The sequence below is a fragment of the Mycolicibacterium neoaurum ATCC 25795 genome, assembly GCF_000691525.1.
Classification (GTDB): Bacteria; Actinomycetota; Actinomycetes; order Mycobacteriales; family Mycobacteriaceae; genus Mycobacterium; species Mycobacterium neoaurum.
Map to the genome: position 1 here is coordinate 96,585 of NZ_JMDW01000005.1, position 24,158 is coordinate 120,742.

Sequence of the window (24,158 nt, forward strand, 5' to 3'; positions counted from 1 at the left end):
CGGCTTGTCACTCATGGCTTTTCGCTTCCCCACCCCGCGGTCAGGGCGGCCAGCTCCTCGGGAGACAGCCCGGAGGCGGCCATCGGTGCATGGTGGGTGTCGATGTTCCCGGGGGCGGCGGCCTCGCGTGACCTCGCATCGACGGCGGCGCCGAGCTCGGCAAGGACCGGATGCTCGAACACCATCCGCGCGGTCAACGGCACACCGGCGTCGCGGGCGCGCGCGGCCAGCTGCACGGCCAGGATGCTGTCGCCGCCGAGGGTGAAGAAGTCGTCGTGACGGCCGACATCGGTCGCCGCCAGCAGGTCGGTCAGCAGGCCCGCCAGTGCGCGCTCGGTGTCGGTGCGGGCCGGCTCGCTCGGTGCGGTGGCGGTGACGACGGGGCGCGGCAATGTGTCGGTCAGCGTCGCCAGCACGGTGACCGGCAGCGTCGTGAGGTGCTCGGGCAGTGCGGTGCGGTCGAATTCGGCGCCGGGATCCGACAACACCACGTACCCGGCGAGCACCTGGCCGCTGCGGGTCTCCCAGGTCCTGGTCAGTGCGGCGGCCACCCCGGGCATCGCCTCCAGGGCAGCCTGTACCTCGGGATCGCCGCTCTCCAGGTACTGCAGCTCCCCGTCGGCGGTCCAGCGTGCCCGATCGCCGGTGCGGTAGAGATACCCGTTGCCGAACGGGTTCGCCGGGTAGCGGGACGCCGCGGCGGGCGACGCGGCCGCGGCCGCGGTGTCGATGGCTCCACCGGCGTAGTAGAGATCACCGGTGACACCGACCGCCACCGGGCTCAGCCATTCGTCGAGCACGAAGACCCGGTCGGCACCGGCGGTCTGGGGCAGCCCGGTCCGTGGCGCGATCTGGCGACTGAACCGCGTGACGGTCTGATCGTCTCTGGCGATGGCGATATCGCGCAGGGTGGCATCGGGGTTGTCGGCGAACGCCGCGATGACCTGCTCCAACCAGTGGACGAGGCGCGCCGCGGTGTCCGGCCGGTAGAGCTCGGTGCGGTAGATGACGGTGCCCTGGTATCCGGCCGGGTCACCGTCGCCGGTGGTCTCGGCGAAGAAGTTCAGCGACAGGTCCGCGTGTGCGACATCGAAGGTCGGTTCCAATGCGGTGAAACGGGTTTCACCGGCACCATCGGATCCGGTGGCGATGACCCGGTCGGCAGGCAGTTCCTCGCGGACGTGCACGACGACACCGAACAGCGGGTTGCGCGACAGCGAGCGCACCGGCGCCACCGCCTCCACCACCCGGTCGAAGGGCAGGTCCTGATGCGCGTAGGCGCCGAGGGCCATCTCCCGGGCCCGCCGCAGCACCTCCCGCACCGTCGGGTTGCCGTCCAGGTTGTTACGCAACACCAGGATGTTGATGAAGAAGCCGATCAGGCCGTCGAGTTCGGGTTCGGTCCGACCCGCCACCGGCGTGCCCAGCGGGATGTCGGTACCCTCACCGGCCTTGTGCAGCGCGACCGCGACGGCGGCCTGCAGCAACATGAACTCGGTGATGCCCAGCTCCCTGGTCAGTGCGGCGAGCTTGGCGCGGGTGCCGGTGTCGATGGTGAACGGCAGCGCGGCGCCCTCACCATCGGGCACCGCTGGCCGCGGGAAGTCCGGGCGCAACCCGTTCTCCTCGGGCAGCCCGGCGAGCTGCTCAACCCAGTAGTCGCGCTGGGCCTCGATGCTGGGCGTCTGGCCACCCAGCAGCTGCGCCTGCCAGGCCGCGTAATCGGCGTATTGGATCCGCAGCGGCGCGAAATCCGGTGTCTGCCCGGCGCTGCGAGCCCGGTAGGCGGTCAGCACATCGGTGAACAGCACGCCGGCCGACCAGTGATCGGCGGCGATGTGATGCACCACCAACGACAACACGTGTCCATCGCCGGTGCTGAGCACGGCTGCGCGCAGCGGCCGGTCGTTCTCCAGGTCGAAGCAGTACCGGCGCTCGGCGGTCAGCTCGGCCTGCAGCCACTCCTCCCCGTCACCGCGCGCCCGGCGCACCGGGACGTCGGCGACCGGGTTCACGATCTGGTAAGGGGCACCGTCGATTTCACGATAGGTGGTGCGCAGGATCTCGTGCCTGGCGACCACATCATTGATGGCCGCGACGAAGGCGGCCGGGTCGGCGGGGCCGGTGAGCCTGGCGGCGAACGGGATGTTGTTGACCGGGTTGGGACCGTCGATACGGAACTGGAACCATTGGCGCAGCTGAGCGGCCGACATCTGCAGCGGTCCACCGCGCGGCACCACCACCATCGGTGGGCGGTCCGAGCCGCCACCCGCGGCGATCACGGTGTCGATATGCCCGGCGATGGCGCCGACCGTGGCCAGCTCGAAGATCTCCTGCACACCGATGTCGACCCGGCAGCGTGATCGCACGGCGGCCACCAACTTGGTGGCCAGCAGCGAATGCCCGCCCAATTCGAAGAACGAGTCGTCGGCGCCGACCTGCTCCCGGCCGAGCAGCTCACCGAACAGCCCGGCGACCTGCCGTTCGGTATCGGTGGCGGGCTCGCGGAAGACGGTGGCCACCGAGATCTCCGGCTCGGGAAGGGCTCTGCGATCGATCTTGCCGTGCGCGGTGATCGGGATCTCGCCGATCTCGACATAGGCGGCCGGGATCATGTACTCCGGCAGGGCCGCCGCGACGCGGCTGCGGATCCGGTCGATCTCGACGGTGGCGCCGTCGGCGGCCGGGGTGACGTAGGCGACCAGACTCTTGCCGAGGCCGGGAACGTCGGCGGCGATGACGACGGCCTGCCCGACCGACGGGTCGACCGAGATCGCCGCGGATACCTCACCGAGCTCGATGCGGAATCCGCGGATCTTGACCTGCTCATCGGCGCGGCCGACGAACTCGATATCCCCGTCGGTGTTCCGCCGGGCCAGATCACCCGAGCGGTACATCCGTCGCCCGGGATTGAACGGGTCGGCCACGAACCGTTCGGCCGTCAACCCGAAGCGTTGATGGTATCCGTGCGCGACATGCGTTCCACCGATGTAGATCTCACCGATCACTCCGACCGGAACCGGTTGCAGGTGATCGTCGAGCAGGTGGATGGTGGTGTTGATCTTCGGCGTGCCGATCGGCACGATCCGTGATCCCTGTTTGCCGTCGACCTTGTACCGGGAGCAGTTGATCACGGTCTCGGTCGGACCGTAGAAATTGTGCAGCAGCGCGTCGAACATGGCGTGGAACTTGTCGGCGACCTCCCCGGGCAACGCCTCGCCACCGATCGGGACCCGTTGCAGGGTGCGCCATTCGTTCACGCCGGGCAGGGACAGGAACAGTCCCAGCAGCGAGGGCACGAAATGCATGGACGTGACGCCCTCGTCGCGCAGCAGATCGGTCAGGTAGCCGATATCGGTGAGGCCGTCCGGTTTGGGGATGACAAGTCGGGCTCCGGCGGCGAGCATGCCGAAGATCTCTCCGATCGACACGTCGAACCCCTGGGATGCCACCTGTAACAGCCGGTCGGCTTCGGTCACCCGATACTCGTCACCGAACCAGGCGAAGTACTCGGCGACCGGGCGGTGCGCGACCGGTACGCCCTTGGGCAGACCGGTCGACCCCGAGGTGTAGATCAGGTAGGCGGTGTTCTCCGGGCGCAGCGGACGCACCCGGTCGGTGTCGGTCGGATTGTCGGCGCGGTGGTCGGCCAACTCGGCGGGCAGTTCGCGCAGCACGACCTTCGGATCCGAGTCGGCCAGGATGTAGGTCAGCCGATCTTCGGGATAGCCGGGGTCGACCGGTAGGTAGACCGCGCCGGCCTTGATGATGCCGAGCGCGCTGATCACCAGCTCCGGGGACTTGTCCATGAGCACCGCCACCCGGTCCTCGGCGCCGATACCCCGGTCGATCAGCCAGTGCGCCAACCGATTCGAGGTTTCGTTGATCTCACGGTAGGTGTAGTGCCGCCCCTCGTAGACGACCGCGATGTTGTCCGGGGTGGCGGCCGCCTGATTCTCGACGGCCGCGGCCAGGGTCATCGGCGGAGTGTGGAAGTCCTCGCCGGTCGATACCGCACGCAACCATTCCGCATCGGCGGGTGACAGCAGATCCAGTCGGGCCAGCGGACGGTCGGGGTCGGTCAGCGCGTCCTCGAGCAGCACGGCGAAGGAATCGAGCATCCTGGCCGCGAGGTCGGCACTGATGATCTCGGTGAGGTGCTCGGCTTCGACGGTGACGGTTCCGTTTTCGCGTCCGTCCCATTCGACCATGAAGCCCAGCGGGAGCTGGGTCACGTGGCCGCGCAATTCACCGCGCACGCAGTGCACACCGTCGGGCCGGAAGCCGCCACCGTCGGGTTCGCGGAACCCGAAGCTGATGCGGGTCATCCTTTCGGCGCCGTGGCGTCGGTCGGGGTTGATCTCGGCGACGACGCGGTCGAGGTTGATGCGTTGGTGGGCGAAGGCACCGAGCGCGGTGTCCCGGGTTACCGCGAGCAGATCACGGAATCCGTTGCGGCCCTGCGGGCGCAGGCGCATGACGACGGTGTTGCCGTAGTAGCCCAGCGCCTCCTCGGAGCCGCGGTTCAGCACCGGTGTTGCCACCAGGAAATCATCGGTGTGGGTGTAGCGATGGATCAGGGCGCCGAAGGCGGCCAGCAGCACCATGTACGGGGTCGAGCCCGTGTCGCGAGCCAACTCGGTGACCTTCGCCGCGGTCGCCGGGGCGAGGGTGATGGTGGCGCGCTGGGAGCGGTACGCCGTCGGCACCGCCGAGCCGTTCGGTCCCGGAAGCTCCAGCGGCTCGGGCGGTTGCGCCATCACCTGACGCCAGTAGTCCAGGTCCTCGGAATCGTTGCCGGCGGGCACGGCCGCCATCGCCGGTGCGGGATCGAGCGCGGCGCCCTCGTAGGCGCGGGTGAGGTCGGTGAAGAAGATCCGCCAGCAGCCGTCGTCCCAGGCGATGTGGTGGGCGACCAGCAGCATCACATGCTCGTCGGCGCGCAGGCGTACCAGCGTGATGCGTAGCGGCGAGTCCGTGGTCAGGTCGAAGGCGGTGCCGAACTCGCGCTGGGCCAACACCTCCAGTCGCAGACCGCGGGCACGCTCGGACATCTCAGAGAGGTCGTGGAACGCCCACCCCGGCTGCAGATCCTCGTGCAGGGTCTCCTTCGGTTCACCGTCGGCATCGGCGCTGTATGTGGTGCGCAACAGCGGATGCCGCCGCGCGACGGCCCGCAGCGCGGTGTGCAGCCGCTCGGCATCCAAGGCGCCGGTGAGCCGGTAGGACAGGCTGATGTTGAGCAGCACTCCGGTCGGATCGAATGCCTGCACGAACCACATTCGGCGCTGCCCGTCGGACAGTCCGGTCTGTGCCGGTTGCGCCGGCGCGCTCGCCAGTCCACGTTCGGCGAGCTTGCGCCGCATCAGTTCCAGGCGTGCGTCGGTGGTTTCCCGGGGCGAGCGCAGCGATGTGGTCGTCGCCGGTGTGGTCGTGGTGTCAGTCACTGGGGCGTGCCTTCTGTCGTTCGTTGCATGTGCTCGATGACCTCGGCGACGGTTGCGCCGCCGAGGATCGCGGCCAGCGGCACGTTCGCGCCGGCGGCGTTCTTGAGCTTCTTCCGTAGGTCGAGCGCCAACAGGGAGTCGACGCCCAGGTCGAGCAGGGAGGCCGCGGGGTCGGGGGTGATCTCGTCGGGCAGCTTGAGCACCTCGGTGAGCGCCACCCGCAGCACGCCTGCCGCGTCCATGCCGGCCACCGAAGGCTCGGCGATGCCGTTGGTCACCTGGGCGGTCGGCACCGTCCCCTCGCCGGGGACACCGAGGAAACGGTGCAACCGTTCGGTGTCGGCGGTGAACACCAGCGGGTCGTCGGCAATATCGCGTAATACCGATTCGATGGCCCGGTCGGCGTCCATCGGGAGCAGGCCGGATCGCTGCACCCGCGCGATATCCGGTGTGTCGATGATCCCGCGGCCCGGCCATAGACCCCACCGCACCGCGGTGGCGTGCCTACCCTCGGCCCGCAGTTGCGCGGTCAGCACGTCGGCGAGCCGGTTGGCAGCCGCGTAGGCGGCGTGGCCGGCGCCGCCCCACAATCCCGACACCGACGAGCACACGATGATGCGGGCGTCGGCCTGCATCGGCCAGATCCTGGCGATATTGGCCAACCCGGTGACCTTCGCCGCCATCGTCGCGTCGATATCGGCGCCGGTGAGGTCGCGGTGGTCGGCGATGCGTGCCGCTCCGGCGGCATGGACCAGCAATGTGGCGCCGCCGCAGGCGGACTCGGCCGCGGCGGCGGTGAGCGCGGCGGGATCGGTGATATCGCAACGCGGGGCCAGCACCTCGACCCCTTCGATGCGCGGTACCTCGGCCGGGGTACGACCGAGAAGCACGATGCGCCGTGCTCCGCGGGCGGCCAGGTGGTGCAGGAATCGACTGCCGACCGAACCCGACCCGCCGGTGATGACGACCTCGTCGAACGTCATGGGCCTGTCTCGTGCCGCGCGAGCAGCGTGAAGGGCCGTCGGCGGCGCGGCCCCGATCATGCTGCGGCGCAGCAGTATCGGACCGTCGCCCGTGTCGCGTACCGCCAGTTCGGCGGGGGCGCCCAACAGGGCGTCGACGGCGAGTGCGGTGGTCGCCGGATCGGGTTGCCAGGACGGCAGGTCCAGGTGCCCGAACTCGTGATCGGGATGCTCCCATCCGATGCTGCGATGTATGGCCGCCAGTGCGGCCTGGGCGGGCAGCGGGCCCGGTTCGCCGTCGCGCACCTGCTCACCGCCGACGGTGACGAGCCAGATATCGCGTATCCGCGGCCCGGCATCGTCGGCGTAGCGCAGCAGGCCGCTGTCGACACGAGCGGCCAGTTCGCGTCCGGCGGCGGCGGCGTCGAGCTGCTCGCTGGCCGGGGCCAGCACGATCAGCAGATCGGCGTCCTCGGCCTTGACCATCGGCAATCGTTCCCGCAGTGCACCGGCGAGTTCGGCGGCATCCCCGAGGTCGAGCACCGTCGCGGCCCGGGCCTGGCCTGGCCGGGCCTGCTCCAGCTCCCAGGTCTCGGAGAGCACCTTCAGGCCGGGTATCGGTGGCAGCGGATCCGGGGTGGCCCAGTGATGTCGGGCCTGCATCGGCGCGAACGGGAAGTCCGGCAGCAGGGCGGGATTTCCGGGCAGCGGATCCGGCCAGCGGTGGTCGGGGTCGGAGATCGCCACCGCACCGAGGTTGGCGGCCAGCCGGTCGACGAGCGGTTCGTCGCGGCGACCGGTCCCGAGCACCAGTGCATTCCCGGTCCCGAGCCCGTCGAGGGTGTCACCGATGGCGAAGAGCAACGCCGGATGGGCCGACATCTCGATGTAGGTGCCGACGCCGGATTGCGCGGTGGCTCGGATCGCCTCGTCGAAGCGGACCGTGCTGCGTAGGTTGGTGTACCAGTACTCGGCGAAGTCGGTGCCTGCCTCGACGGTCCGTGCCGTGGCCGATCCGAGGAAGGGAATCATCCCCTCCTCGAATTTGCCTGCTGGGAGCAGGCTTTCGAGTTCCTCGCGCAGCGGGTCGAGCTTGGTGGTGTGTGCGGGGAACCACATCTCGATCTCGCGGGCGAACACACCGTCGGCGGTGAGACGGCCGACCACCGTCGCCACGGCGTCGGTGTCACCGGATACCGCCACCGAGGAGTCGGAGTTGACGACCGAGAGTTCCAGCCAGCCCGGGGTGGCATCGATCTCGGCCTGCGCCCGGTCCGGGCCGACGCCGAGCACCGCCACCCGGTAGGGGCCGGTCAATCGGTCCAGCAGGGTCGCGCGGGCGTGCACGATGCCCACCGCGTCGGCGAGCGTGACGGTTCCGGCGATATAGGCGGCGCCGATCTCACCGAGGCTGTGGCCAACGGTGAGGTCCGGTGTGACACCGATCGATTGCCACACCCTGGCCAGTGCGACGCCGTGCACGAACTGGGCGCCCTGGATCTGCACCTGGTTGAAATCGTTGGTGCGGGCACCGGCGTCGGCCATCAGATAATCCAGCGGCGAGGGATGGCCGGCGGCCCCGAACGCGGCGGCGCAGCGGTCGACTTCGGCGGCGTAGTCGGGCAATTCGGCGTACGCCTGCGCACCCATCGACGGCCACTGGCTGCCCTGACCGGGGAAGACGAAGGCGATGCGGCCGGTGTGATCGCGGTCGGCGCGGGTGACCAACGAGTGCTCGCCACCCGTCGCCAGCGCCTGCAGCGCGTCGGTGAGTTCGCCGATGTCGGCGGCGCGGATCAGGGTGCGATGCCTGCGAACGCGGCGGGTGCGCAGCAGTGTCGCGGCCACCCGGGAGACATCGGTCATCGCCGGCCTGCGCTGCAGGTAACCGGCGATGGCGGCGGCGTCGGAGCCGATCAGATCCTCGGCGTGCGCGCTCAGCACCACCGGGGTCCGGCCGTCCGGCAATGCGGTCCCGGCAGGTGTGTGTGGCATGGTCATCAGGCGGCCTCACCGTCATCGGGTATGGCCACGATGGCGTGGGTGTTCGTGCCGCTCATGCCGAATGCCGACACCGCGGCGATCCGCCGACCTTCGCGCGCAGGCCATTCGGTGAGTGTGGTGGCCAGCCGTAGGCCCTGGGCATCCCAGCCGATCTCCCGGCTGGGATGCGCGGTGTGCAGGCTGGGCGGAACAGCACCGCGCTGGGCGGCGATGATCACCTTGGCCAACCCGAGGGCGCCCGCCGCGGCCTGGGTATGTCCGATATTGGATTTCACCGAGCCGAGCAACGCGCCGGCGCCCGCGCGGGTGGTGTCACCATAGGTGTCGGCCAGCGCACGCAACTCGGTGCGATCGCCGAGCCGGGTCGCGGTGCCGTGTCCTTCGACCATGCCGACGTCGTCGGGGCGCACGCCCGCTCGTCGCAGTGTGCTGGCGAACAACCGCTGCTGGGCGGCGCCGCTCGGGGCGGTCAACCCCACGGTGCGTCCATCGGAGTTGACACCGGTCGCCAGCACCTCGGCCAGTACGCGACGGCCGTCGCGCAGCGCCGCCGACCGGCGCCCCAGCACGAAGATTCCCGCACCTTCGGCCCACACCGTCCCGCTGGCCGCGCTGCTGTAGGGCCGGCAGTGTCCGTCGTCGGATAGTGCATGCTGTTTGGAGAATTCGACGAAGTATCCCGGGCTTCCCATCACGCAGACCCCGCCGGTGAGCGCCATCTCGCAGTCGCCGTTGCGGATGGCTGCCGCGGCGGTGTGCAGGGCCGCCAAGGCCGAGGAGCAGGAGGTGTCCACGGTCAACGCTGGTCCGGCCAGATCCAGGGTGTAGGCGATCCGGCCGGATATGACTCCGAGGGAGGTGCCGGTGATGAGATGTCCACTGTGCTGGGAGTATTCGCTCAGGTCGGGTCCGTACTCCAGCGCTGAGGCACCGATGTAGCAGCCCACCTCCTGCCCGGCGAGATCGTCGGGGTTGATCCCACTGTGTTCGAGGGCACGCCAGGCCAGCCGCAGCGCCACCCGCTGCTGGGGATCCATCGCGGTGGCCTCCCGCGGCGAGATGCCGAAGAACGCGGGATCGAACTCGGCTGCGCCGGTGAGAAATCCACCCAGGTCGTTGATCTTCTTGAAACCGTCGCGGCGCGATCCGTCCAGCAGCTCCGCGATGGACCAGCCCCGGTCGTCCGGGAACGGCGTCAGCGCCTCCCGCCCCTGGGCCAGCAGATCCCAGTAGCTGTCGCAGGAGTCGACACCACCGGGGGCCTCCACGGCCATCCCGATGATCACAACCGGATCGGTGTTCTCAGCGCTCATCGCACGTGCTCATCTCACAGCGCATTCACAAGCTCGGCCACCTCGCCGGAGTGCTCGTCGAGGTAGAAGTGGCCGCCGTCGAACATCGAGACCGTGAAAGCGCCGCTACTGTGGGCCTGCCAGCGCCGCAACATGTTTTCGTCGATGCGGTGGTCACGCTCGCCACCGAGGGTGTGGATATCGGCGGCGATGCGGATATCGCCGCCGCACTCGTACCGATTGAACGCCGCATAGTCGGCGCGCACCGCCATCAGCAACAGTTCGACGAAATCGTCGTCGGCGAGCAGTTGCGGGTCGGTGCCGCCCAGATCGACCATCTCGGCCAGGATCTCGCTCTCGGCCATCGGCAGGTCGGGTGCGCTTGCCACCGCCGACGGTGCCTCACTGGCCGAGGCCCACAGTGCGTCGACGGTGACGCCGCGCTGCTCGGCCACCCGGGCGAACTCGAAGGCAACGACCGCGCCCATACAGTGTCCGAACAACCGCAGCGGACCGATGCCGGCCCAGTCGCCCGCGGCGAAGAGGTCTGTGGCCAACTCCCCCACCGTGGCGTGCGCCGGATGGGTCAGTCGGTCACCACGTCGGGGGTATTGCAGCACATAGGCATCCGATCCGGCAGCGGCCAGCGCGGTACCGAAGGAGCGGTAGGCCAGTGCGGCGCCGCCGGCATGCGGGAACACCAGCGTGGCACCCGCCCCGGTCGTGGCTGCCGGATACCGTTTGATCCAGGGAGCGAACGTCAGATCGGCGGCGGTCACGCTAGTCCCGCGCTGTGCAACTCGGACTGGACGGCGGCGTCATCCATTTCGGCGACCTCCAGGTACAGCTGGGCCACCAGCTCCAAGCGGTCAGCATCGGCCTCGCGTTCGGTCAGGCGCCGCGCCAGCGCGGCGACGGTCCGGGTGGCGAAGACGTCCGGCACCATGATGGTGGGTGTGTCCAGCCAGTCGCGCACATGCGCCACCACCTGTGTCGCCATCACCGAATCCCCACCGAGACCGAAGAAGTCGTCATCGACGCCGATGGTGTCGCGGCCGAGTAGCTCGCCCATGATCCGGGCCACCGCGGTCTCCAGCGCTCCGGTCGGTGCGCGGTAGCCGCGTTCGGCGGGTAGTTCGGCCTCGGCCAACCGCAGCGCGACGGCCTTGCGGTCGATCTTGCCCCCGATCGTGTAGGGGATCCGGTCACAGCTGACGATCAACTGCGGAATCATGTGCGCGGGAACCAGATCGGCCAGCGCCGACGCGATGGCATCGGGATCGAGGGCCGGATCGTCAAGGCGAACCAGAGCCCCGAGCACATCGCCTGTGTGTCGGTCTGCGCCGCCCGGTGGAGCAACCACGGCCGCGACCGCCGCGGCGACACCGGGAAGACGGGTCAGGGCGGCCTCGACCTCACCGAGTTCGATGCGGTAGCCGCTGAGCTTGACCCGGTGATCGGTGCGGCCGATGAACTCCAGCGTGCCGTCGGGCCGGTAGCGGGCCAGATCACCGGTGCGATACCAGGTCCGGCCGTCGTATTCGACGAACTTCTCGGCGGTCAGGTCGGGGCGGCCACGGTAGCTGCGTGCGATCCCGCGGCCGGTGAACCAGAGTTCGCCGGGTACCCAGTCGGGGCAGTCGGCACCGGACGGGCTGACCACCCGGCATGCGTTGTTGTCGAACGGCACACCGTAGGGCACCGCGGCAGCGTTCGCCGGAAGTCCCAGATCGTCTCCCGCACCCGGCCCGATCTCGAAGATGGTGCCGTGCACGGCGGTCTCGGTGGCACCGCCCAGGCCGGCGAATCGCATCCGCGGTGCCCGCGCGCGCAGTGCGCGCACCATGTCCGGGCGCACCCAGTCACCGCCGGCGAGTACCACCCGCAGGGAGGACAGGTCACCGGGAACCTCGGTGAGCATCTGCAGCCATCCGGGTAGGAAGTTCACCACCGACACCCGGTGTTCGGCGATCAACCGTGCCCAGGTGTCCGGATCGCGGCGGTGTTCCTCGTCGACCATCACGATGGTGCCGCCGACGCGCAGGGTGCCGAAGACATCGGGCACAGACATGTCCGATTCCAGGTGTGACAGCGCCAGCGCGCGGGCATCGGCACCGATCTCGAAGTGCCGGTAAAGGAATTCCAGCGTGTTCATCACGGCGTCGTGGGTCAGTTCGACGCCCTTGGGTTCACCGGTCGACCCGGACGTGAACAACACATAGGCGAGGTCGTCGAGCGAAGTCTCGACGGTCTCGAAGGCGACGGTGGCGGTGCAGGCTTGCGTGACCGTGAGGTAGGGCAGGTCGGTCTTCGTCAGGACCTCGGGCACCTCGGTTCCGCAGACCAGCGCGCAGGCCACTCCCGCAGTATCCAGGATGCGGGTGGCACGGTCGGCCGGCTGGTCGATTCCGATCGGCAGGTAGGCCGCGCCGGCGGCCAGGATGCCCAGCAGGGCCGGGATCTGTTCGGCACCTTTGGGTCCCAGCACCGCGACGATATCGCCACGGCCGATACCCCTGGCCTGCAGTGAACCGGCCACCGCGACGACCTGGTCGCGGAGTTGGCCGTAGGTCAGCGCTCCGCCGGAGGCGATCAGTGCCGTGGCGTCCGGTGTCGCCGCGGCGTTGCGGAAGAAGCCGTCGACCAGATTCTCGCCGCTGGGCGGCGCGGTGCGGGAGTTGGCAGCGGCGCGCACGGCGCGCGATTGCTCGCTCAGCGCGGGTGGGTCGGGCTCGTCCCAGGCCGCGTCGTCGGCGGCCAGTCGGGCCAACTCGGCCACCTCGTAGGCGAACATCGCTTCCGGCACACCGGGTGGGAAGGCCTCGACGCGGACGTCCCAGTTGATCATCAGCCCATCGGCCAGCGGGGTGGCCTGCGCGTCGATGAGGACCTGCGGGCCCTGCGAGATGGTCCAGACGGGCTCGCCGAACTGGTCGGTGACATCACCGGCGAACAGATCGCCCAGCCCGAGGGCGCTGGTGTAGACGATGGTGGCCAGCGTCTGGGTGCCGCGATGCCGGCTCATATCGCGCAGCACGTCGAGCCCCGATACCGAAGAGTGCGCGGCGGTGGTGTGTAACACCTCCTGCACGGCGCGGGCGCGTGCCGCCGGGGTCGACGCCGCCCCGAGATCGATGTCGAGCATCAGCGACGAGGTGAAACATCCGACCAGCTTGTCGACATCCGGGTGGTAGGGCTCACGGCCGAACATCGGCAGGTTCAGCAGGAAGCGTGGGTCGGTGGACCAGCGGGCAAGGGCATTCGAATAGGCCGCGGCAACGGCCATCGCCGGGGTGATACCGCGTTTGTGTGCGTTGGCGTACAGCGCGTCCCTGGTCGGCACGTCGAAGATGTGCCACAACCTGATGCTGCGCAACGGGTTTTCCTGCTGATCGCGCGGAACCAACGGCAGCGCAGGCGGTTCCGGAAGATCGGGGATCCGCTCTGCCCACCACTGCCGATCGGCTTCCGAGGGCGGCGGGGTGGATGCGACCAACTGGTTGCGGTACTCGCGGTAGGTGTACCCGAGCTCGGGCAGGTCAGCACCGCGGTAGAACGCGGCCAGGTCGGCCATGAAGTTGCGGTAGCTCACCGCATCGGCGGCCTGCATGTCCATGTCCACGTGCAACCGGGTCTTCCCCCCGGGCAGCAGTGACAACGCGATCTGCAGCACCTCGTCGTCGAGCAGCTGATGGGACTTGTCGTCGCGGATGCGCTCCAGGCGTTCGTCCGCGTCGGCCACTTCGCGCAGGTCGTAGATGGTGACCGGAAGACCGCGATCACCGATCCGCTGGGTGCCGTCGGGCAGGATCTCCTGACGCAGCATGGGATGGCGGACAACGAGTTTCGTCGCCGCGCGCTGTAGCCGCTCGGGATCCACACCAGTACCGTCGAATTCGACGTACAGGTGCGCGGCCACCCCGCCGAGTTCCTGTTCACCGTGGCGACCCACCCACATCGCGTGGGCGATCTGCGCCAGCGAAAAGGGCGCGCCAGGTTCGTCTCCACCATGTGCCCTGGCGGGCATGGCCACAGGTGCCGCAGGTGCGTGCTTGGCGACGAGGTCCTGCCATGCGGCCACCGTGGGATTGGCGGCCAAGGCCGCGAATCCCACCTCGATACCCTGCTTACGCCACCGCCCCGACAGCGACATCATCCGGATGGAGTCGAGCCCGGAGGCGATGAGATCGGCATTCGGGTCCAGCGATTCGGCAGCGATTCCGAGGAGTTCGGCCACCTCGACCCGAACCGTTTCTGCTGTGGTCCCAGCGACCGCCACGCCGTGCCTCCGAAGATTTAGTACAGGCTTCCCTAACTGCAGTGAGGCTACCCTATATTCGTATCGGCATCGCACCTACCCAGAGACAGGGTTTATCCAGCATGAGCACGGTTTTTCCGAAGGAACGCGACGATCTGTCCGATGGCTTCGTGGCGTTTCCGGCCGATCGCGCCGCGGTTTATCGGGAGGCCGGCTACTGGACCGGCTCCCCCTTGGATTCGATACTCGCCGACGCCGCCACCCGGTGGCCGGACGCCCGCGCGGTCGTCGATGCCCAGCGCAGCTACACCTTCACCGAGCTGGACGCCGTCGCCGATGTGGTGGCCGCGCGGCTCGTCGAGCTGGGGCTACAACCCGGTGACCGGGTGCTGCTGCAACTGCTCAACACCACCCAGTTCGCCGTCGCGCTGTTCGGCCTGCTGCGCGCGGGCGTCGTACCCGTCATGTGCCTTTCCGGCCACCGAGCCGCCGAGTTGGGGCACTTCGCCGAGATCAGCGGTGCGGTCGGACTGATAATCCCCGATACCGCAGGCGGTTTCGACTTCCGCGACATGGCCGCCGCGTTGCAGGCCGAGCATCCCGCCTTGCAGCACGTGATCGTCGACGGGGACCCCGGCCCGTACCGGGCCTTCGCCACCCTGACCGAGCCCGGTCCGCCGCCGGTCACCGCGCGCCGGGTGGAGGTCGATACGTCCGGGCCCGCCCTGCTGCTGGTGTCCGGTGGCACCACCGGGTTACCGAAGCTGATCGCGCGGACCCACGACGACTACGTCTACACCGCCGTCGCCTCGGCGCGGGCATACGATATGACCAGCGCGGACACCTATCTGGTCGCCTTGCCCGCCGGGCACAACTTCCCGCTGGCCTGCCCCGGGTTGCTCGGCGCGATGACCGTGGGGGCCACCACCGTCTTCACCACCGACCCCAGCCCGGAGAACGCCTTCGCCCTGATCGACAAGCATCAGGTCACCGTCACCGGCCTGGTCAACGCGCTGGCCAAGGTGTGGGCGCAGGCCTGCGACTGGGAACCGGTGCTACCCACATCGCTGCGGGTCGTCCAGGTCGGCGGTTCACGGATGACGGCCGAGGAGGCGAAGTTCATCCTGGACAACCTGACACCCGGCCTGAGCCAGATCTTCGGCATGGCCGAGGGCATGCTGAACTTCACCCGCCCGGGCGATCCGGTCGAGGTGCTGCTGCACACCCAGGGCAGGCCGATGTCACCGCATGACGAGATGCGCGTCGTCGACGAGTTCGGTGTCGACGTCGCCCCGGGCGACGAGGGCGAGTTGCTGGTGCGCGGTCCGTACACCATTAACGGCTACTACCGCGCCGAGGAGGCCAATGCCCGCTCGTTCAGCCCCGACGGGTTCTACCGCTCCGGGGACCGGGTCCGCATCTTCACCGATGGAGCGAAGGCCGGCTACGTCGAGGTGACCGGTCGCATCAAGGACGTGATCCATCGTGGCGGTGAGACGGTGTCCGCATCCGACCTGGAAGAGCACCTGTTTGCCCATCCCGGGATCTATGCCGCGGCCGTCGTCGCGCTGCCCGACGATTATCTCGGTGAAAAGATCTGCGCCGCTGTGGTTTTTGCCGGTGCGCCCATCACACTGGCCGATTTGAACAGCTTTTTGGATTCCCGTGGGGTGTCCGCCCACACCAGACCGGACATGCTCGCCGCGCTTCCCACCCTGCCCAAGACCGCGGTCGGCAAAGTGGACAAGAAGCAGATCATCGCACAATTGAGTGCGTCGTGACCGGCAATGCACTGGCGCAGTTGAGTTTCCGGAGACCGATGTGCCCGGCGGCACACAGGGTAGCCCGCCACGGGGCCACGAAGCGTGCCACGATCGGTCCAAACGCACACCAGGTGAAGGATCTACAGCCGTGACGCTTGACCAGCAACCCGCCCCGGAGCCGGTCGCCATCATCGGTATCGGCTGCCGACTGGCCGGGGATGTCAACACCCCCAACCAGTTCTGGCAGTTTCTGCTCGACGGGGCCAGCGCGGTCGGCGAGGTCCCCGCCGACCGCTGGGAGCCCTATCTGCGTCGCGACCCACGCAATGCCGCCATCCTGAAGGCCACCACCACCAAGGGCAGCTTCCTGTCCGATCTCGCCGGTTTCGACGCCGAGTTCTTCGGTGTGTCACCGCGTGAGGCCGAACTGATGGACCCGCAGCAGCGGTTGGCACTCGAGGTCAGCTGGGAGGCCCTCGAGGATGCCGGTGTCGCCCCGCGCGCGTTGGCCGGCAGCGATACCGCGGTGCTGATGGGCGTCAACTCCGACGACTACGGCAAGCTCGTCATGGAGGACCTGCCCGGAATCGAGGCCTGGACCGGAATCGGCACCGCCCTGTGCGGGATCGCCAACCGGGTATCGCATCTGCTCGACCTGCGCGGACCCAGCGTCGCGCTCGACGCGGCCTGCGCGGCGTCATTGGTGGCCGTACACCAGGGTTGTCAGCTTCTACGGTCGGGTGAGACCTCGCTGGCCCTCGCCGGTGGTGTCAGCGCGCTGATCGGCCCGGGTTTGACCAGGGTGCTCGACGTGGCCGGGGCCACCGCCGCCGATGGTCGATGCAAATCCTTCGACGACTCCGCCGACGGGTACGGGCGCGGCGAGGGTGCCGCGGTGGTGGTGCTCAAGCGGCTCGCCGACGCCCGCCGGGACAACGACAGGGTGATCGCGGTGATACGCGGCGGCGCCGTGGCCCAGGACGGCAGGACCGTCGGCATCATGTCTCCCAATGGCGCCGCCCAGGAGGATATGTTCCGCCGCACCTGTCGCACCGCGGGTATCGACCCCGCGACCATCGACTATGTGGAGGCCCACGGCACGGGCACGCCGACCGGCGACCCGGTGGAGCTGACCGCGTTGTCGCGGGTCTACGGCCACGGCAGGCCTGCCGGCGCGCCGTGCGTGGTGGGATCGGTCAAACCCAACACCGGACACCTCGAGGGCGGTGCGGGCGTGGTCGGCCTGATCAAGGCGGCACTCGCACTGCAGCACAACATGATCCCCCCGACTGCCGGTGTGCGCACCCCGACCACCGCGGTCGACTGGGGCACCAACGGCCTGCGGGTCAATACCGACACCGAGCCGTGGCCACAGACCGAGACCCCGCGCCGGGCCGCGGTGTGCAGTTACGGCTACGGCGGCACCATCGCCCACGTCCTGCTGGAGGAGGCGCCGCAGAGCTCCCCTGGGCCGGAGTGGGAAACCCCTGCGCTGCACGTCATCCCGGTCTCGGGACGATCGGAGAAACGACTGTCGGCCAATGCCGGCGCCCTTGCCGAACACTTGCGTTCCGGCCATGACGCGATGGCCGATATCGCGGGCACCCTGTGGAATCGCCGTTCCCCCGAGCCGGTGCGCGCGGCCATCATCGCCGAGGATCACAGGGAGGCGGTGCTGGGACTGGACGCGCTGGCCGCCGGTGCCAAGCACAGTTCGGTGGCGACGGGGTCGGTGGTACCGGGCGCCGAACGCGGAGCGGTGTGGGTCTTTTCCGGGCACGGTTCGCACTGGACGGGTATGGGTGCGGAGTTGCTTCGCGAGGAGCCCGCTTTCGCTGCCGTCATCGATCAGATCGAACCGGTGTTCGCCGCCGAACTCGGATTCTCCGCGCGCCACGCCCTGGCCTCGGGCGAGCATGGCGGCACCGACCAGGTCCAGGCGCTGACCTTCGCCATGCAGGTCGGTCTTGCCGCGGTGCTGCGTTCACGCGGCGCTGCGCCTGCCGCCGTCATCGGGCATTCCGTCGGCGAGGTGGCCGCCTGCGTCATCTCCGGGGTGTTCGATCTGATCAGCGGTGCCAAGGTCGCCTGCTACCGCGCCCGCGGGTTCCGCACCGTGCAGGGTCACGGTGCGATGGCATTGGCCGCGGTGTCCTTCGCCGACGCCGAGTCCCGGTTACACGACCATCCCGGTGTGGTCGCCGCCATCAGCGCGGCACCCGAATCCACCGTCATCTCCGGCACCGCCGACGCGGTGCGCAGGGTGGTCGAACAGTGGTCCGCGCTGGGAATCGTGATGCGGACGGTGAACACCGATGTGGCATTCCACAGCCCGGCCATGGACGGGCTCACCGCCGAATTGGGCCGGCTCACAGCACAGTTGGATCCGCAGGACCCGGTCGTGCCGCTGTACACCACCGCGTCGGCCGATCCGAGGTCGACGGCCCGGCGCGGATCGGAGTACTGGATGGCCAATCTGCGCGGACGGGTCCGCTTCGCCGAGGCTGTCACCGCCGCCGCCGAGGACGGGCACCGACTGTTCCTTGAAGTCGCCGCGCATCCGGTGGTCTCGCACTCCATCGTCGACACGCTGACCCACGATGGCATCGACGATTACGGCGTTCTCCCACTGCACCGGCGCAACATGCCCGAGGTTCGGTCGGTGACCACGGCGATCGCCGCACTGCACTGTCACGGCGCACCCGTCGCGCTGGCGCCCGACCATTCGCGCTGGGCACCCGGCCTACCCGGAAACCAGTGGCAGCACCGACGTTTCTGGCGTACCCCGGCGACCCCGCCCAACGGCGGCGGGGTGCACGATCGTGACACCAACACCCTGCTGGGCGGTCGTCTGCAGGTGTCCGCGGGTGTCCCGGCCACGGTGTGGCAGACCCAGTTGGACATGTCCACCCGGCCCTACCCCGGTGATCATCCCGTGCGGGACACCGAGATCGTCCCTGCCGCGGTGCTGCTGAACACGCTGCTGACCGCTGCGGGCAGCGAGATCGTCGATATCCGGTTGCGCACACCGGTGGCGCCCGGTCGGGCCCGCAACATCCAGGTGGTTCGCCAGGACGGGACGCTGACGCTGGCATCGAGCATCCGGACCGAGGGCGACGATGCCACCGACGGATGGCTGACCCATTGCACTGCGGGTATCGCCGCTGCGGTGCCGCTGCCGGCCGATCTCGACCTGGCCGCGGTGCGCGCCCGGTGTACCGAGGCGCTGCCCGCCGGTCATGTGGTGGACACGCTTGCCGGTCTCGGTGTCGCGGCGATGGGTTTCGGCTGGGAGGTCACCGAACTGCGCCGCGGTGATGGCGAGTTCCTGGCCGTCGTACGCGCCGAGCCCGATGGCGGCACGCCCGCCACCTGGGCCGGCCTCTTGGACGCCGCCACTTCGGCCGCCTCGATCATCTTCGACGCCGCACTGCGCCTGCGAATGCCGGCCCGTATCGATCGGGTTGCGTTGCACGCCAACCCGATCGGCACCGCGGTGCTGCACATCCGGTGTGCCGGCGGCACCACGGCCGATGTCAGCATCGCCGACGAGACCGGCACGGTGCTCGGCGCCATCACCGGCATGTACTTCGATGAACTGGAGAACCCGGGCGGTAATGACGTCACCCGGATGATGCAGCAGCTGGCCTGGCACCCCGCGCCGTGGCAGACCGGCGCCCGCCCGCCGCAGCTGATCCTGGTCGGCGGTGATGCGCCGACGCTGGCCTGGTGCATGCGGGATCTGGCGGCGGCCGACGTCGCACACCGGCTGTGCACGACTCCTGAGGAGATCCCGGCGACACTGGCCCCCGGTGCGGTGGTGCTGGTGCTACCGCGGGCCGGTGACGCACCCCTGGACGCCGTCACCGCCGTACATCGCACGCTGACCACGCTGCTGGAGCGCACCACCGCGGCTCGGCTGTGGGCGCTGACCCGAGGCGTGTACGAGGGCAGCGATATCGACGGTTCACCGCTGTGGGGCTTCTCCCGGGTCGCCGCGGCCGAACACCCCGGCCTGTGGGGCGGGGTCATCGACGTGGCCGACGACCGCCTGCCGCTGGGCGTCCTCGCCGAACTGGCGGGCAACGGCGTCGTCGTCGTCCGTGACGATATCGCTCTGACCGCACGGCTGACGCGTGCCGAATCTCATCGTGGTCTGCCGCTGAGCTGTTCACCGGCCGGTACCTACCTGGTCACCGGCGGCACCGGCGCCCTGGGCGTCCTGGTGGCGACCCGGCTGGCCGATCTCGGTGCCCGGCGCATCGTGCTGTTGTCGCGGCGCGGGATCGCCGAGCGCTCGGCATGGGCTGCCGACGCCGAGCCCGCCCGCACCATCCTCGCGCTCGAGGAACGGGGAGTATCGGTGCGGGTGGCCGCGGTCGATATCGCCGCGCCCGGTGCCGCCGACGAGTTACGCGCGGTGCTGCGCGATCTACCCCCGGTGCGCGGGGTCGTGCACGCGGCCGGTGTCGAGGCCGGGGCCCTGCTCGCCAGCACAACGGCCGAGGACTTTTCCGCCGCCATGCGACCGAAGGTCGACGGCACGTTGGTCCTGCACGAGGTGTTCGCACCCGGTGAGCTCGACTGGTTGGTGCTGTTCTCGTCCTGCGGATACCTGGCTGGGTTCCCGGGTCAGGGCGCATACGCCTGCGCCAATGCCTATCTGGATGCCTTCGCCCAGCACCGTCGCAGCCTCGGTGACCGCACCACCGCGGTGGCCTGGACCGCATGGCGCGGACTGGGCATGGGCTCGACCTCGAGCTTCGTGGCCGCGCAGTTGCGCGCGCTCGGTATGGGTGTCGTCGGGCCCGACGATGCCATGCGCGCACTGGATCTCGCGATGCGCGCCGACCAGCCGCATGTGGTGGTCCTCCCGGTCGACGCCGATGCCGCCGCAGTGCCGATGCTGGCCGATATCGCCCCGGTCGACGGCGAGGACACCGGCGCGGCGGTCGTCCACCCCGGCCGCGATGGGGTGCCCTCCCCGGCGCGGGTGGCCGAATTGGTCACCGGCGCAGTGGCCGCCGAGCTCGGCTTGTCCGAGGATGCGGTGGATCCACGCTTGCCGCTGGCCGAGATCGGGGTGGACTCGATCATGACCGTGGCGCTGCGCAAACAGTTGGAGCGTGCGACCGGCCTCGCGCTGCCACCCACGCTGCTGTGGGAGCATCCCACCGCTGCGGCCGTCACGGCACGGATCGTGGAACTGCTTTCCGGGCAACAGGATCCAGCCGATCAGGAGATCCGCGAAGAGATCGACGAACAGATCGGCGCCTGCCCCTGATCAGTCGGCGAGCACATCGCGGATCACCGCGTCAGCGAGCAATCTGCCGCGGTCGGTGAGTACCAATCGGTCCCCGGTGTCGTCCAGCAACCCGTCGGCCACTGCGACCCCGGCGCGCACCGACTCCGCGTCGGTGAGCAGCGATCGTGGCACCCCGCTGCGCAAACGCAACCTCAGCATCACGTCCTCGATGTGTCGTGCGGTGTCGTCGAGTTCCTCGGAATCGGCGACCGGCAACCGGCCTTCGGCAAGGGCCTGCGCATAGGCCTTGGGGTGCTTGACGTTCCACCACCTGGTCGACCCGAGGAAACCGTGCGCGCCCGGGCCCGCACCCCACCAGTGCCCGCCGTCCCAGTAGCCGAGATTGTGCCGGCACTCCCCGCCTGGGGTGCTCCAGTTCGACACCTCGTACCAGTACAGCCCCGCCGCCGAAAGGGCGGCGTCGAGCAGTTCGTAACGATCGGCCAACACATCGTCGTCCGGGGCAGGTAACTCGCCGCGGCGCACCCGGCGGGCCAGCGCGGTGCCGTCCTCGACGATCAGCGCGTACGCCGACAGGTGGTCGATCCCGGCATCCAGCGCCGTCTCCACCGACAGCTTCAGATCGTCATCGCTCTCCCCCGGCGTGCCGTAGATCAGGTCGAGGTTGACGTGCTCGAAACCCTCCGCGCGCGCCTCGCGGGCGGCCGCGGGCGCTCGCCCGGCCGAGTGCACCCGGTCGAGCACCTTGAGCACATGCGTCGCCGCGGATTGCATGCCCAGCGACACCCTGGTGTAGCCGGCCTCGCGCAGTCGGGCGAACAGTGCCGGCGAACTGGACTCCGGATTCGCCTCGGTGGTGACCTCGGTCCCCGGGGCGAGGGTGAAGTTCGTCCGCACCGCGGCCAGCACGGCTGCGAGCCCGTCCCCGCCGAGCAGGGTCGGTGTGCCCCCGCCGACGAACACGGTGTCGACCGGCCGCGCTCCGACCCGTCGGGCGGCGAGTTCCAGTTCGACCTGCAGGGCGGCCAGCCAGCCGTCCGGGGTCGCATCCCCGAGTTCGGCCGGGGTGTAGGTGTTGAAATCGCAGTACCCGCAGCGCGTGGCGCAGAACGGCACGTGGACGTAGATGCCGAAGGGTCCGGCGGTGTCCGGCTGGGGGCTGCTCATACCCGGAATTGTCCCAGAACCCGTTTTGCTCACCCTGAGTCCAAAGCTGGCCCGGTTAGGGCGTCTGCAGCCGTCGTGGCAGAATGTCGCACGTGACCGCCGCCGTTGACAGCACCACCCGCATTGCGCTGGTGGTCCGGCGGCATGTCGACCTGAAGCGCATCTGTAGCTGTTGTTGTCTGCCCTGACCCGCGTCGATATCGGAATCAGCCTGCCCCACCCATGAGCCGGCCGCCGGATCTGCGCCGCCGGCCAGCCCCCGGCGATTCCGCGCGATCGGTGAGCCGCTCCCCGACAAGGAGCCTCGACAACATGACCGAAACGGTCTCCAACACACCCAAGCCTGTGAAGCGGCCCCGCGGCGAGGGCCAGTGGGCCCTCGGCTACCGCGAGCCGCTGAACGCCAACGAGCAGGCCAAGAAGGATGACAACCCGCTCAACGTGCGTCAGCGCATCGAGAGCATTTATGCACCCAACGGGTTCGAATCGATCGACAAAGGTGACCTGCGCGGCCGTTTCCGCTGGTGGGGCCTCTACACCCAGCGCCGGCCCGGTTTCGACGGCACCTGGACCGGTGACGAGAACACCGACATGCTCGAAGACGAGTACTTCATGCTGCGCGTACGCAGCGATGCCGGTGACCTGAGCCTCGCGGCGCTGCGCACCCTCGGTGGCATCTCCACCGAATTCGCGCGCGATACCGCCGACATCTCCGACCGGCAGAACGTCCAGTACCACTGGATCGACGTGCGCGATATGCCGGAGATCTGGCGCCGCCTCGACGAGGTGGGCCTGCAGACCACCGAGGCCTGCGGTGACTGCCCGCGCGTCGTGCTGGGCTCACCGCTGGCCGGCCAGCATCCCGACGAGGTCATCGACGGGACGCCCGCGGTGAACGAGATCGTCAAGCGCTATATCGGCAAGCCCGAGTACTCGAACCTGCCGCGCAAGTTCAAGACCGCGATCTCGGGTCTGCAGGATGTCGTGCACGAAATCAACGACGTGGCGTTCATCGGGGTGGTGCATCCCGAGCACGGGCCCGGCTTCGACCTGTGGGTCGGCGGCGGACTGTCCACCAACCCGATGCTCGCCAAGCGTGTCGGCGTGTGGGTGCCCCTGGAGGAGGTGCCCGATGTCTGGGAGGCGGTCGTCTCGATCTTCCGGGATTACGGATACCGCAGGCTGCGCGCCAAGGCCCGGCTGAAGTTCCTGATCAAGGACTGGGGCACGGATAAGTTCAGGGAAGTTCTCGAACAGGAATACCTGGGTCGGAAACTCATCGACGGGCCGGCGCCGACGCCGGTGACCCGGCCCATCGACCATGTCGGTGTGACCAAGCTCAAGAACGGTCTGAACGCGGTCGGGGTGTCCCCCATCGCCGGGCGCGTCACCGGCACCATCCTGACCAAGGTCGCCGACCTGGCCGAGGCCGCCGGTTCGGACCGCGTGCGTTTTACGCCGTATCAGAAGCTGATCATCCTCAACGTCCCCGACGACAAGCTTGAGGAACTGCGCTCGGGCCTGGACGCCCTGGGCCTGCCGTCGAGCCCGTCGCATTGGCGACGCAACCTGATGGCCTGCACCGGTATCGAATTCTGCAAGCTCAGCTTCGCCGAGACCCGCAGCCGGTCCCAGGTGCTGGTGCCGGAGCTGGAGAAGCGTCTTGAGGACCTCAATGCCCAGCTCGACGTGCCGGTGACCATCAACATCAACGGCTGCCCCAACTCGTGCGCCCGCATCCAGGTCGCCGATATCGGCTTCAAGGGCCAGATGGTCGACGAGGGCAACGGCCCCGAGGAGGGATTCCAGGTCCATCTGGGCGGCAGCCTGGGCCTGGACAGCGCCTTCGGCCGCAAGCTGCGCCAGCACAAGGTGCTGGCCACCGAGCTCGGGGACTACATCGAGCGGGTCGTTCGTAACTTCGTGAAACAACGCGAGCCCGATGAGCGTTTCGCTCAGTGGGCGGTGCGCGCCGACGAAGCAGACTTGAGGTGATGTG

At 69.0% G+C, this 24,158-nt stretch carries 10 protein-coding genes; 4 read left to right on the plus strand and 6 right to left on the minus strand.

Annotated elements, in window-relative coordinates; genetic code table 11:
* Positions 1–11: 11 nt before the first annotated feature.
* From IC40_RS0104830 to IC40_RS0104850, 5 genes are all read right to left on the minus strand, one after another.
* Positions 12–5,366, minus strand: coding sequence for a non-ribosomal peptide synthetase (locus IC40_RS0104830; RefSeq protein ID WP_042509661.1), 5,355 nt, complete (start codon positions 5,364–5,366; stop codon positions 12–14).
* 77 nt (positions 5,367–5,443) lie between these two features.
* Positions 5,444–8,410, minus strand: coding sequence for a mycobactin polyketide synthase MbtD (gene mbtD / locus IC40_RS0104835; RefSeq protein ID WP_030133622.1), 2,967 nt, complete (start codon positions 8,408–8,410; stop codon positions 5,444–5,446).
* A complete protein-coding gene (locus IC40_RS0104840; protein ID WP_030133623.1) occupies positions 8,410–9,726 on the minus strand; it encodes a beta-ketoacyl [acyl carrier protein] synthase domain-containing protein in 1,317 nt (438 codons plus the stop codon). Before IC40_RS0104840 ends, mbtD begins: the two co-directional genes overlap by 1 nt.
* 14 nt (positions 9,727–9,740) lie before the next feature.
* Complete coding sequence (locus tag IC40_RS0104845; protein ID WP_030133624.1) at positions 9,741–10,484, minus strand: thioesterase II family protein; 744 nt, start codon at positions 10,482–10,484, stop codon at positions 9,741–9,743.
* Positions 10,481–13,984 (minus strand): non-ribosomal peptide synthetase, encoded by a 3,504-nt coding sequence (locus IC40_RS0104850; protein WP_030133625.1) that lies wholly within the window; start codon positions 13,982–13,984, stop codon positions 10,481–10,483. The genes IC40_RS0104845 and IC40_RS0104850 overlap by 4 nt, the downstream gene beginning before the upstream one ends.
* A gap of 101 nt (positions 13,985–14,085) precedes the next feature.
* Between IC40_RS0104850 and IC40_RS0104855 the strand changes: the two genes are divergently transcribed.
* Both IC40_RS0104855 and IC40_RS0104860 read left to right on the plus strand, forming a co-directional pair.
* Positions 14,086–15,744 carry a (2,3-dihydroxybenzoyl)adenylate synthase gene (locus IC40_RS0104855; RefSeq protein ID WP_030133626.1) on the plus strand — a complete coding sequence of 553 codons (1,659 nt, stop codon included), beginning with the start codon at positions 14,086–14,088 and terminating at the stop codon, positions 15,742–15,744.
* A gap of 130 nt (positions 15,745–15,874) precedes the next feature.
* A complete protein-coding gene (locus IC40_RS0104860) occupies positions 15,875–21,010 on the plus strand; it encodes a type I polyketide synthase (RefSeq protein WP_036469392.1) in 5,136 nt (1,711 codons plus the stop codon).
* Here the strand turns inward: IC40_RS0104860 and hemW are convergent, their stop codons facing one another.
* On the minus strand, positions 21,011–22,159 hold the full coding sequence (gene hemW, locus IC40_RS0104865) for a radical SAM family heme chaperone HemW (RefSeq protein WP_030133628.1): 1,149 nt from the start codon (positions 22,157–22,159) through the stop codon (positions 21,011–21,013).
* A gap of 83 nt (positions 22,160–22,242) precedes the next feature.
* On the opposite strand from hemW, the gene IC40_RS28530 reads away from it, so the two are divergent.
* Positions 22,243–22,347: an Ms4527A family Cys-rich leader peptide gene (locus IC40_RS28530; RefSeq protein ID WP_353618507.1), complete on the plus strand. Its 105-nt coding sequence runs from the start codon at positions 22,243–22,245 to the stop codon at positions 22,345–22,347.
* A 124-nt stretch (positions 22,348–22,471) separates the two neighbouring features.
* On the plus strand, positions 22,472–24,154 hold the full coding sequence (locus tag IC40_RS0104870; protein ID WP_030133629.1) for a nitrite/sulfite reductase: 1,683 nt from the start codon (positions 22,472–22,474) through the stop codon (positions 24,152–24,154).
* Positions 24,155–24,158 lie beyond the last annotated feature (4 nt).